This is a genomic window from Sphingobacterium sp. MYb388 (genome assembly GCF_037479535.1).
GTDB classification, from domain to species: Bacteria; Bacteroidota; Bacteroidia; order Sphingobacteriales; family Sphingobacteriaceae; genus Sphingobacterium; species Sphingobacterium anhuiense.
Genome location: NZ_JBBGYV010000001.1, coordinates 1,225,199 through 1,236,279 on the forward strand (window position 1 = coordinate 1,225,199; position 11,081 = coordinate 1,236,279).

An 11,081-nucleotide genomic window follows, 5' to 3' on the forward strand; every position below is an offset into this window, starting at 1 on the left:
TAGGTCAAGAACGCTTAATGATAAAATTGATAAAGACTTTAATTTATGGATACTAATCCACAAAATGTATTAGATTATACAAATAACAACACCATTTTTATGGTATGGAATATTAAGAGTGGTATTGAGGTAAAAGAAACCTTCAAACAGCTCTGTGCTCTTATCATTAATCTTAATAATTCTGGAAATGTTCGCTTTCCAAATTCCGGAGCTAGCGTGGTCATGGGTATCAGTTTGGAAGCTTGGATTAAATTAGATTTACCTTTGCCGTTACCTAAGGAGTTTGAAGTTTTTGAACAAATTACGGGGAGCAAACATACAGCGGTATCCACAAGAGGAGATCTTCATTTTCACGTCAGAGCTAGTGAAAATAGTTATTGTATCGATACGGCAGCAGTTATTTCCACACTACTGCAAAATATAGCAGTTTGCGTAGAAGAAGTGCATGGTTTTAGATATTGGGACAGTCGCAGTATTCTTGGATTCGTAGACGGTACCGAAAATCCGCATGGCCAAGAAAGGGCCACTTTTGGAATTATAGGTGATGAAGATCCCGCTTATAAAGGATGTAGTTATTTGTTTGTACAGCAATATTTACATAATATGTCCGCATGGAAATCTTTGCCCGTGAGTGAACAGGAAAAAGTTATTGGTAGGTCGAAATCTGATGATATCGAGATGCCTGATGGTGTAAAACCCTCAAATTCACATTCAGCACTTGCAAATGTGGGTGATGATCTTAAAATTGTTCGAGACAATATGCCTTTTGGTAAAGTAGGGACCAATGAAATGGGGACTTATTTTATTGCTTACGCCAGCTCGTTTATTACGATAAAAAAGATGCTAAACAATATGTTTATCGGCGTGCCTGTAGGTAATTATGATCGAATATTAGATTTTAGCACTGCAAAAACGGGTACTTTATTTTTTGTTCCAACATTCGATATGCTGGATGCATTTTCGGACTAGGATATCGCTATCGATTAAATATAGCAAGACATAGTGTAAATTTTAAAAGACTTAAAATCTGCGGTAAACGAATAAAGCCATTCTATAAGGAATGGCTTTATTCGTTTACATAAACTTACGGTATTAACTGTATTGATTAAAACCAGTCTTATTGCAGCTTGGGCTCGCTATATTGTTGTTAGGTAAGAAGTTGTTGCGTATCAGCATGATCTATGAAGACCGTGTTTTATTATTTTCGGTATCTTGTCTATACCGCTTACATACTCCATATTTCTAGTCTTTTTATACTGTATGCCCATTACTTTTGTAGTAAGATAAATCAAATTAGATAAGGCAAACATGAAAGAGAAGTTTTTAATCGCCCTCACAGCACAATATAAAGATCTGGGATTTGGGGCAAATGCAATTGTAAAAGTAGCTCACTATTTAGCAAAAAAAGTACTTTATGAAGAAGATATTGATGGGGTTTTCCAAGATGTAGAAGGGTTGTTAAATACTTTTTAAACTGATGGAGATATAGGTGGTTAGCTTATGGTTGAGAAAGTTAAAGTGTTCATCATGAATTCTTGGCTATTGTTGCCAATAACTTTTGATTTATTTCTGTTTTGAAAAATAGAATCTATGAGCTCTCCTGTTGGAGGGCTTTTTTTAACATAAATACTTGAATTATGAAAATAGGACAAAAAGGATTACAACTAATAAAAGATTTTGAAGGTTGGTATAGCACTCCCTATAGGGATCCCATAGGTATTGCGACTATTGGCTACGGATTTACCTATTACTTACCTAACCGTCGAAAAGTGAAGATGGATGATCCACCATTAACCAGGATAGAAGGAGAAGCTATGCTTTTAGAAATTCTATCCAATTATGAGAATGACGTTAAACGATTGTTAATGAAAAAATTAAATCAAAATCAATTCGATGCATTAGTGTCTTTTACTTACAATCTTGGCGCAACTAATTTAGGAAAGTCAACATTGCTAAAGAAGATTAATACCAATCCTGAAGACACTCGTATTGTTGAAGAATTTCTAAAATGGAATAAGGCTGGAGGGAAGATTTTACCTGGTCTTATTCGCAGAAGACAGGCAGAATCAGATTTATATTTTAGTTAGTGTATATGGAATTGATAGAATTATTAGAGCGGTTTGGAGCTCCGTTGATTACTGGAATCTGCGGTTATCTCGTTGGGCGTCCAAAACAAAAAGCAGAGGTGGAAGCCACCAATGTTGAAAATGCAGGTAAAGTCATAGATAAATGGGCCAGTTATGCAGATCATCTGGAGAAAAACATTGAACAGTTGCGTGCTGCAATTGAAGAATTGAATGAAGCACTGGAGCTAGTTAATGATGAAAAAGCTTTTTGTGCAAAGACATTAACGAAGTTACAGATCGAATACGATGACCTCAAAAAGCTTTATAACGAGTTACAGATTGAATTAAGGAGGATGAAAAATGAAAAAAATATTAAAATTGACCGCCATCATGTTACTGGTGAGTAGCTGCGGTCTCTTAAAGAAAAAATCGAAGGTAGTAGAATCACAAAAGTATGAAGCCGGCACAACAATGCAGGGAGATTTCCGGTATAATCACCAAACTCAAATAAAAAGGAAAGCGAATGTACAATCATTTGCTAAGTTAGATGGTGAGTCTAAAACAGAATTTGAAGGAGAAGATATTACGCTGGAAAAAAATGGAAACGTTCGAATGGGTAAAGGAAAAGTCATTATTCATGAAATCGAGCGATCCAATACAATGCAATTAGTAAATCGGACAGAAGATATAAATTACTCTGAAAAAAAACAAGCATCCCATGCGGCAAAGCAAAGAGTTGCTTTTAAAAAAGTTTCGTCAAAGCAGGTAAGTAAACCGGAATACCACTTCTTTATCTGGTTTTTCGCAGCCTTAATTATTATGATATTTCTTTGGTTCCGCTGGCTAAAGAAAAAGATTAAATAATTATGCTTCATAAATAAAAAGACCACTTACAGTTTGATAAGATGGTCTTTTATTATTTCTTGAAGGCGGTTTCTGTATGGGCAGTGTAAATGGTTTTTCTGATTAAATTCCTGGTTATTTTTAGAAATAAATACATATTAGACTTTATGTATGAGGCGTGCTGTTATCATCAATTTTTGATTAGGTAATTCCACATAACGATATTACTTATTTAGTTACTATTAGATCGGCTATGAATGAGATAATAATTTGCGATCTGTTTGATTTCTTTTTTAAAATCACTGTAGAGATCGTATTGATTACATGCGCAGATAATAGATTTTTGTAAAGTATCGTTGCTGATATTTAAATAAGGTAAAGTTTCCTTATAAATGGAGCTTTTAACCTTGGTTTTTAATAATACTAATTTTTCAGGTTGAAAGATTCTTAATACAACCGATATGGCTTTATAGCGATGTTGGATATCTTTATAGTTGATATATTCACCTCTGATCTGCACAGGATTGATACCCACAAAAGCACAGTAGCAGTCAAGTACCGCATGAATTTTGGACAAATCAGGTTCATACATCTTATTGATCGTTTTTAGTACTTCCGGATGATTTTCTGTTAAAAAGTTCATAATAAAAGAATGATATAATGTGTTCATGTTTTTAATTGTTAATCGTTTTATAATTCAGTTAGCGGAATACAAAGCTGTCATAATCGGACACTTGATGATGATCTGGACTGGAATTGTGATCCATGATGCCGGATGAGCAGATTATTAGGTCGTGTGGCTAATGCTAGTGGTGCTGATTTTATTTTCATAATCTTATTTTTGACTTATATATTGCTATAATATTTAAATGGAATTTCAAATGTTAAACAAAGTTAAACATTAAAGTTAAACTTGCAAGATTTTTGCAATTAATATTAGGCTGTTATAACACTAATATTGAAAATTATAAACTTTTTTGTTTACAATTAAATTATTGAAATAGAGTATTTTACGTGTTTTTTATTGCAAATTATTTGTTAAGGTTAACTAGATTGTGTAACTTAGTCTCAGGTTGTTATGTTATTGTGTAACAATTGTTAAATACTATGAAAATCATGGAATTATACCTAAGTAATAATTTTGAGGTATTACGCTTGGAAATGAAGGTGACCAATCGTGAATTTGCAGCTATTTTAGGTGTAAGAGAGCAAGTCTATTCACGTATTAAAAAAGGCGAATATCCAATTGGTCTTACGATGAAGACGCGCATAGAAAATGCCTTTCCGAAGGTCAATTATGATTGGTTGGTGCATAATAGTGGAGAACGTGAGAAGCGTGAATTTGCTGTTCAGTCAGGTTCTGTTTCTATGATGCATGTGGGCAACGGTAAATCCATCGGTTATTTTTCGGATGAAGTGAAATTCATGGATGAAAATAAAAATAATATCTTTTTTGAAGTTTCCCCTGGTCGCTATTTGATGCAAACCAAATTAGTGACGGAGAAGGCAAAAGCGGGTTATTTATCAGGTTTTTCTGATTCTGAATATATGGATGATTTACCTGCACATTTTATTACGGTCAATGAGTTCCACCGTGGTATATATCGTTCTTTTGAAGTCAGTGGCGACAGTATGACAGATGGAACGGATGCAAGTGTTTTGGATGGCGATATCGTTACTGGACGTTTGATAAAAAGAGAATTGTGGCAATCTAAATTTCATACCCATAAATATCGCTATTGGGTTATTCTCCACCGCTACGAAGGTGTCATTATCAAAGAAATTATCGATCATGTTGTTGAGAAAGGAATACTTACCTTACATTCTCTAAATACCGATAAGGATAGATATCCAGATTTTACGATTATTCTCGATGATGTCGATCAGATATTCAATGTCGTGGATATCAGTCGGTCGCTATAGTCTGCTCAAATAAAAGCTGATGCTCGCACAGTTTATTTTATGATGTGAGAAATCTCTTATTATAACCTGTCGATTAAAGCCAGCTTATTATTAATAAAGTCTGCGTTTTGATTAAATTTTAGAAATTGAAATATTTGGTTCTAACACATACTTAGTCAAAATGATCTGAAGGACAGTTACATAAAGAGGAGCGAGGTCTAGCGAAAATTGCTATTATGTCCTTTTCAAGTACCTTCATGTTGGGTAAAACTGTTTGCTGTCTGAACTTTTTTGAAAAGCAATTTGTTGTGTGATTTTGCAATCATATTTCAAGGAATTTCTTCAACTGTAAAATTTCAATCTCGATTAGCAATTGTAATAAGGCTCAGGTGTTAGCACTTCAATGCCCAAAAGCTCTTGTAAAGGTTGCACATAGGCATCCAATGCATTTTGTTCGCCGTAATAAATTGCCACTAAATCATCAGATTTTAATCGAACAAAAAATTCGACATAACCACCACCTTTTGCAGGTAACACATTTTGTACAATAATTTGACTTATATCAGTACGATTAAACTGAATAGCATATTGATCTCCCGTAAAACCAAATGTGTGATCATTTGCTAGCCACACGGCATTGTGATATTGGACATTTTCATTCAATAATTGTGGTACGGCGATAACATGAGCATTATTTTTATAATCGGGCTGAAAATCTAACCAGGTTTCAAACGATAGAATTTTTGTTGTTTCTGGGTTTAATTCAATTGTGTCACGTGCAATTACTTCCGAATAATCCCTATAATTATTAATCGATAATGATGTTCCGCCGTCATCATATTGACTATCTACATCATAAGTATAACAGATCGACAAACCTATGCCATCTAAATTAAATGTTAGGTATTTTTGATCGTCCCGTTCGTATCCCGCATTTTCGATGTCAGTAGGAATTTCTTCCATCCAAAGTTTACGCAATTCGTAATAACTTTTATCGCTATTCGAGTCAGCATATAATGTTGTAAAATAAGATTGAACAGCAATATTTTGACGATCGTTTTCATCGTAATAAAACTCCAGATTATTTATAACTAAAGAACCTATTCGAACAGGATAATCGATTTTAAAGTAGCTCGTTTCAAACTCTGATTCGTACAAATGACCAATATTCAGTTTTAAGAATTCTTCGTATGATGTATCCCAAGAAACAAATAGAGGGGGAGTTGTTTGTACTTCAAGGCCATCAATATAGTCGCTGTGTCGTTCTGTAAGTATTTGATAATTTGTTTCCTTTTTATCAATCCAAATGCGGTGTTTCTGTTCCTTTTTGCTATTTATGATTTTAAAGAATAATGCATTGTCAAAGCCAAAACGTTCAGATAGTTGTGGATAGATTTTAGAAAAACCATTTTGCAGAATGGGAATGTAGTGTTGTCTGTAGTCGAACAAAAATAGGTATGGATCCTCACCCAAAATTTCGACGTAAGCATATTTTAATATAGATAAATTAACACGCTCTTCATTGGTATGATCTTCATAAAAAAGATGATCATCTTGGATATGGATATTTCCCGGTTCTGTTTCTTTCGGATAAGAATTGTTCTTTTTGAATAGATTGAGCATACGTGTTTGTTTTATATTTGACTGTAATTGAAAAGATTCTCTATATCAAAGATAAGTAGTTTTCTCTTTTGAAGAATTAGCTGAAAATGGGGGTTTTTGACTGCCAGGTCAATTCTATATGAAAATATCCAATCGGAAATTTCAGATCTCAATTAGCCAAATTTAAAAAATCACCATTCTCGTTTTAAGCTGCCAATCCAAATAAAAATACATTGTATCCATTTGGGCGTCACACGTTTTGTAATACAGAAATATAAGTCGCAATTTTTTAGTGAGAGCCAAGTCGTAAGATGTGGTTTTTTTTATATTTTTATTTAGGCCAATGATATGTGGATCTTATCTCTTTTTTAATCATAAGTTGGATGTTTTTTAGAAAAAGAGAATTTATTTATTTTATTCAATTTCATGTATTTTAAGTTGTCTTTCTGTTCATAGTTAGTACATTAAAAATGTTCTTATCCTACTATTGATTATATAAAAAAAGAAAAAGTAATCTCATTTCTTAAACTGGTTTAATTACTTTCATTTCTGTAAGATATAATTTTGACCAATAAAATTCTTAAAAAAATGAATCAGAAGTATTTTCAATTATTTGTTCGCATCACTGTGGCGATTGCTTTTTTATCGGCTGTAGCAGACCGGTTTGGCATTTGGGGAAATCCAGGAAGTAAGAATGTTTCCTGGGGAGATTGGGGACATTTTGTAGATTACTCCAATACACTTAATTTCTTTGTATCTCCTGCAATCGGAGAGGTTTTAGCGATTATAGCCACGGGTTTAGAAATTGTTTTTTCCTTGCTACTGCTTATTGGATACAAAACAAAAATAATCAGTTTTGCATCTGGTCTTTTATTAACAATTTTTGCTGTATCCATGACAATATCTGTGGGAATTAAACCTACTTTTGATTATTCAGTATGGATAAGTGCCTCCGCATGTTTCCTTTTGGGAACTTTAAATAGATATTCATATAGTTTAGATGGATACTTGATTAATAAATCTTTTAAAACGACATGTTTAGATTGATTAACTCCTAATTTTAACAGCATTTAGCATTGCTAATTTATTTCTTCAGCATATCATAGCAAGAACTACGAATATAAATACTGGAGTGAAAATCACAGAACGTCTCGTCGTCGTGAAATGAATGGATTTTAGAGGATTTGTATAGAGCGCCGTCAAGTGCTATTTTTTCGGGATGTATTAAAGTAATTAACTTTATTACATGCTTTTATAACGAATTGGTTCTGGTTATATATGGTGTTTTGAGCATCTATTATTGTAAAAATAATCATTTTTGAACTTCCGCTAATTTCATATTAAAAAAGACAGATTGCAATAATCGATTAAGTATTAGTAATAAGGGAAGGAATTATGTGTTTTCTAATTTTTCTTGTAGTTCCCTTCTAAAAGTGATTCCAACGGGAAGGTTCATATTATTGATCTGCACTAGACCATGCTCATATTTGCTGACCTTATTGATAGAAGCAATATACGATTTATGGATGCGGACAAATTTAGAGGCAGGCAATTGTTTTAAAATCTGTTGCGTGGTGATGGCGGTGAGGTACGTCTGTGCTGGAGTGACAATTTTTACATAGTTACCAAAACTTTGTATAAAATCAATTTGTGAAAGCTTAATATCAATAAGCCGACCATCCATACGGATACTGATTGTTTTAGGTTCATCTTCTGATGGAATAACACTATTGTTGTAGGATAGAAAACGTTGTAAAGCTTTAAAAAAGCGAGGAAATGATATAGGTTTCAATAGATAGTCGACCACCCCATAATCATAACTTTCTAAAGCATATTCCGAATATGCTGTTGTCAGTATTATTTTTGGAGGATTATCCAGCATTTTCAAAAACTCCATCCCAGTAATTTCTGGCATATCAATATCCAGAAAGATAAGATCAACCCTATTATTTCTCAGATATTCCAGCGCTTCAAATGCATTGTAGCATTGGGCTACCAACTCCAGATCAGCGCTTCTTTCAATATAATTGACCAATACATAATGTGCAGCTGGTTCGTCGTCAACCACAATGCAGCGATTTTTATCCATTGCTAAAGATTTATGACCAAGGAGATCTCAAACTCGTCCTTATTTGCATTCGTATTCAATTGATAGCGATTAGGGTATAATAACTTCAAGCGCGCTACCGTATTTTCTAAACCTATTTTTGCTGAAAATACATTCCTTTTTTTTATGGGGACTGAATTTTGTACATGCAAATATAAGGTCCCTTTTTCAATTTTTATTGAGATCGCTACGTAACAATCTTCTATACTACAGGTACCATGTTTAAAAGCATTCTCAATAAATGTGATCAGCAGCATCGGTGCAATTTGGTTGTTGATTCCCACTTCTGGTTGATAATCAAAATCAATTTTTGTACGATAACCTAAACGTTCGCGTTCCAATTCGATATAACTTGATATAAAATCAATCTCATCGTCCATTGAAACAAATTCCCTGTCGCTGCTTTCCATTTGATAACGTAGTAATTGTGATACTTTGATAATCAGTTCAGAGGTACGTTCCGGAAATTTAAGACTGATCCCATAGATTGTATTTAAAGTATTAAACAAAAAGTGAGGATTCAGCTGCTTTTTTAAATTAGACAATTGCGTTTGATTGGAAAGTAATTCTCTTCTTGTTTTTAATCGCTGGAAACGATAAAATTCGATAAATTGGATACTTCCTAAAATACATACCAGCGATCCCAGCAATACCCCAACTTGATAATGGAAAGTTTTCTGAGCGAGGTTTTTGTACAGAAAGCAATTCTTATAAATTACATTTTCCGTGATTTCCTTTAGAATAAAAGCAAAAACCAGGAGTATTGCGGTCGAAGACAACGCATAAAGTATGGCTTTATTTTTTTTAATCAGAATTGGCAGCAGAAAAAAACGGTTCACCTGTGCGTGTATGTATAAGATCAGAAAATAGACCAACCCCATTAAAAAGCCTTTCCAGCTTAAGATCAAAATCCAATCATTCAAAGTAAAGAGGATAAACGAGAAAATCAATAATGCGATTTCCTGTATGATCTTATTCTCCAGAATCTTTCTCATAATCCCTTGTTTTTGTTAAAAATCTGTTACAAAGTAAAAGTATTAAGTTTATAACCACCGAAAAATAAATGACGAATTAAATTGGTCACTTTTAAACGTTATAGATCATTTTAAACTAATACTGCATCGTACTTGGGGCTTATCTTCGTTTCCATAAAATGATATATAACCTATGCTGAAATTGAATTTAGTGTTGTCATTGGCTGTATCACTTGCGACCTCAACCTCATTTGCACAGAAGCTTACCATCCGAGATGCTGTAGACCAAGGTCTTGCAAATTATGGAATGATCAAGGCAAAGACGTATTATGTCCAATCCTCACTACAGACCAACGAACAAGTAAAACGCGACTTCTGGCCTAATTTGACAGTCGTAGCACAACAAGATTATGGAACCATTAATGGACAAAATGGTCCATTATACGGATTTGGGGGGCTGGGAGTAGCTTCCTCAGGAGCAGCCCTTCCAGAACAGAATTGGAATGCTGCCTTTGGAGCCCTGTATCTAGCAAACATCAATTGGGATATCTACACTTTTGGCCGAAAAAAGGAACGAATAGAATTGAGTAAGGCCGATAGTAAACGACTAGAAATTGATCTCCAACAAGAACAATTTCAACATAAGATCAGGATTGCAGCCGCTTACTTAAATCTTCTGGCGAGTCAGCGTCTCCAAAAAAATCAACAGAAAAATCTAGATCGCGCATTAGTCTTTTTTAATATTGCGGCCACTAAAGCCAAGAATGGGATTTTGCCCGGTGTCGATTCAACCTTGGCTTCGGCTGAGGTCTCTCGCGCAAAAATCAGCTTGAATCAAGCTGGAGAAAATGTGAAAGAACAAAATAATAAATTAACGGTATTGATGGGAATCAATGCAACAGACCTTCAAATTGACACGGGGTTAGTGACAAGAACACCAGCTCAGCCGCTTGCAGTAGATGTATCTCTGGTAGGCAATAATCCTATACTTCAATATTACAGAAGTCGAATTGAAGTTGGTAAGCAACAGCTAAAGTTATCAAGCAAAGAATACTTACCAACTCTGTCTGCCTTTGGTGTATTCCAGGCACGCGGTTCTGGATTCAAAAGTGAATATACAACAAATCTTCAAGCCTTCACAAGCAACTATTGGAATGGTATTCGTCCCAATAGGCAAAATTATCTTTTGGGGTTAGGGATCAATTGGAATATTACATCTATTGCACGAGTGAATAAAAAAATCAGTGCGCAGCGCTACACCAACGATGCTTTACGTGAGGAATATCAAACCACGGAAGCGCAATTTTTTGCACAGCTGGATGCTGCTGAGGTTAAGATGCGATTAGCACAGCAAAGCGACGCTGAAGCACCTAAACAGGTATCAGCAGCTTTACAAGCTTATAATCAAAAGATGATCATGTACAAAAATGGCCTGGCTACGCTTGTTGATATCACCCAAACTTTATATACACTGAATCGAGCCGAGACAGACCGCGAAATCGTCCATATTAACCTCTGGCAATCATTATTACTGAAAGCCGCCTCCGCTGGAGATTTCGATATTTTTAACAAAGAACTATAAATAAC

At 34.4% G+C, this 11,081-nt stretch carries 12 protein-coding genes; 8 read left to right on the top strand and 4 right to left on the bottom strand.

Annotated features, from left to right (window positions below; genetic code table 11):
• Nucleotides 1-45 precede the first annotated feature (45 nt).
• The 5 genes from WH188_RS05330 to WH188_RS05350 all read left to right on the top strand — a co-directional run bounded on the left by WH188_RS05330 (nucleotide 46) and on the right by WH188_RS05350 (nucleotide 2,930).
• Nucleotides 46-969 carry a Dyp-type peroxidase gene (locus tag WH188_RS05330; RefSeq protein WP_168126056.1) on the top strand — a complete coding sequence of 308 codons (924 nt, stop codon included), beginning with the start codon at nucleotides 46-48 and terminating at the stop codon, nucleotides 967-969.
• Between the two features lie 339 nt (nucleotides 970-1,308).
• Entirely contained in the window at nucleotides 1,309-1,473 is a 165-nt protein-coding gene (locus WH188_RS05335; protein WP_165905944.1) for a hypothetical protein, read from the top strand.
• Between the two features lie 164 nt (nucleotides 1,474-1,637).
• Nucleotides 1,638-2,087, top strand: coding sequence for a lysozyme (locus WH188_RS05340; RefSeq protein ID WP_132841663.1), 450 nt, complete (start codon nucleotides 1,638-1,640; stop codon nucleotides 2,085-2,087).
• Between the two features lie 5 nt (nucleotides 2,088-2,092).
• Nucleotides 2,093-2,473, top strand: coding sequence for a hypothetical protein (locus tag WH188_RS05345; protein WP_132841665.1), 381 nt, complete (start codon nucleotides 2,093-2,095; stop codon nucleotides 2,471-2,473).
• Entirely contained in the window at nucleotides 2,427-2,930 is a 504-nt protein-coding gene (locus WH188_RS05350) for a hypothetical protein (RefSeq protein ID WP_168126057.1), read from the top strand. Before WH188_RS05345 ends, WH188_RS05350 begins: the two co-directional genes overlap by 47 nt.
• Before the next feature lie 211 nt (nucleotides 2,931-3,141).
• Here the strand turns inward: WH188_RS05350 and WH188_RS05355 are convergent, their stop codons facing one another.
• On the bottom strand, nucleotides 3,142-3,579 hold the full coding sequence (locus tag WH188_RS05355) for a hypothetical protein (protein ID WP_168126058.1): 438 nt from the start codon (nucleotides 3,577-3,579) through the stop codon (nucleotides 3,142-3,144).
• A gap of 446 nt (nucleotides 3,580-4,025) precedes the next feature.
• Between WH188_RS05355 and WH188_RS05360 the strand changes: the two genes are divergently transcribed.
• Complete coding sequence (locus tag WH188_RS05360) at nucleotides 4,026-4,832, top strand: helix-turn-helix domain-containing protein (protein ID WP_168126059.1); 807 nt, start codon at nucleotides 4,026-4,028, stop codon at nucleotides 4,830-4,832.
• 345 nt (nucleotides 4,833-5,177) lie between these two features.
• Here the strand turns inward: WH188_RS05360 and WH188_RS05365 are convergent, their stop codons facing one another.
• Complete coding sequence (locus tag WH188_RS05365) at nucleotides 5,178-6,434, bottom strand: hypothetical protein (protein WP_168126060.1); 1,257 nt, start codon at nucleotides 6,432-6,434, stop codon at nucleotides 5,178-5,180.
• 567 nt (nucleotides 6,435-7,001) lie between these two features.
• On the opposite strand from WH188_RS05365, the gene WH188_RS05370 reads away from it, so the two are divergent.
• Entirely contained in the window at nucleotides 7,002-7,460 is a 459-nt protein-coding gene (locus tag WH188_RS05370; protein ID WP_168126061.1) for a DoxX family membrane protein, read from the top strand.
• A gap of 346 nt (nucleotides 7,461-7,806) precedes the next feature.
• On the opposite strand, the gene WH188_RS05375 is transcribed toward WH188_RS05370, so the two are convergent.
• On the bottom strand, nucleotides 7,807-8,502 hold the full coding sequence (locus WH188_RS05375) for a LytR/AlgR family response regulator transcription factor (RefSeq protein ID WP_132771409.1): 696 nt from the start codon (nucleotides 8,500-8,502) through the stop codon (nucleotides 7,807-7,809).
• A gap of 2 nt (nucleotides 8,503-8,504) precedes the next feature.
• On the bottom strand, nucleotides 8,505-9,515 hold the full coding sequence (locus WH188_RS05380) for a sensor histidine kinase (protein WP_168126062.1): 1,011 nt from the start codon (nucleotides 9,513-9,515) through the stop codon (nucleotides 8,505-8,507).
• A gap of 172 nt (nucleotides 9,516-9,687) precedes the next feature.
• Between WH188_RS05380 and WH188_RS05385 the strand changes: the two genes are divergently transcribed.
• Nucleotides 9,688-11,076: a TolC family protein gene (locus tag WH188_RS05385; protein ID WP_168126063.1), complete on the top strand. Its 1,389-nt coding sequence runs from the start codon at nucleotides 9,688-9,690 to the stop codon at nucleotides 11,074-11,076.
• Nucleotides 11,077-11,081 lie beyond the last annotated feature (5 nt).

Bases quoted from the DNA above. Each gene is read 5' to 3' on its own strand.
- WH188_RS05330 (WP_168126056.1), top strand. From the start codon at position 46: ATGGATACTAATCCACAAAATGTATTAGATTATACAAATAACAACACC.
- WH188_RS05335 (WP_165905944.1), top strand. From the start codon at position 1,309: ATGAAAGAGAAGTTTTTAATCGCCCTCACAGCACAATATAAAGATCTG.
- WH188_RS05340 (WP_132841663.1), top strand. From the start codon at position 1,638: ATGAAAATAGGACAAAAAGGATTACAACTAATAAAAGATTTTGAAGGT.
- WH188_RS05345 (WP_132841665.1), top strand. From the start codon at position 2,093: ATGGAATTGATAGAATTATTAGAGCGGTTTGGAGCTCCGTTGATTACT.
- WH188_RS05350 (WP_168126057.1), top strand. From the start codon at position 2,427: ATGAAAAAAATATTAAAATTGACCGCCATCATGTTACTGGTGAGTAGC.
- WH188_RS05355 (WP_168126058.1), bottom strand. From the start codon at position 3,579: ATGAACACATTATATCATTCTTTTATTATGAACTTTTTAACAGAAAAT.
- WH188_RS05360 (WP_168126059.1), top strand. From the start codon at position 4,026: ATGGAATTATACCTAAGTAATAATTTTGAGGTATTACGCTTGGAAATG.
- WH188_RS05365 (WP_168126060.1), bottom strand. From the start codon at position 6,434: ATGCTCAATCTATTCAAAAAGAACAATTCTTATCCGAAAGAAACAGAA.
- WH188_RS05370 (WP_168126061.1), top strand. From the start codon at position 7,002: ATGAATCAGAAGTATTTTCAATTATTTGTTCGCATCACTGTGGCGATT.
- WH188_RS05375 (WP_132771409.1), bottom strand. From the start codon at position 8,502: ATGGATAAAAATCGCTGCATTGTGGTTGACGACGAACCAGCTGCACAT.
- WH188_RS05380 (WP_168126062.1), bottom strand. From the start codon at position 9,515: ATGAGAAAGATTCTGGAGAATAAGATCATACAGGAAATCGCATTATTG.
- WH188_RS05385 (WP_168126063.1), top strand. From the start codon at position 9,688: ATGCTGAAATTGAATTTAGTGTTGTCATTGGCTGTATCACTTGCGACC.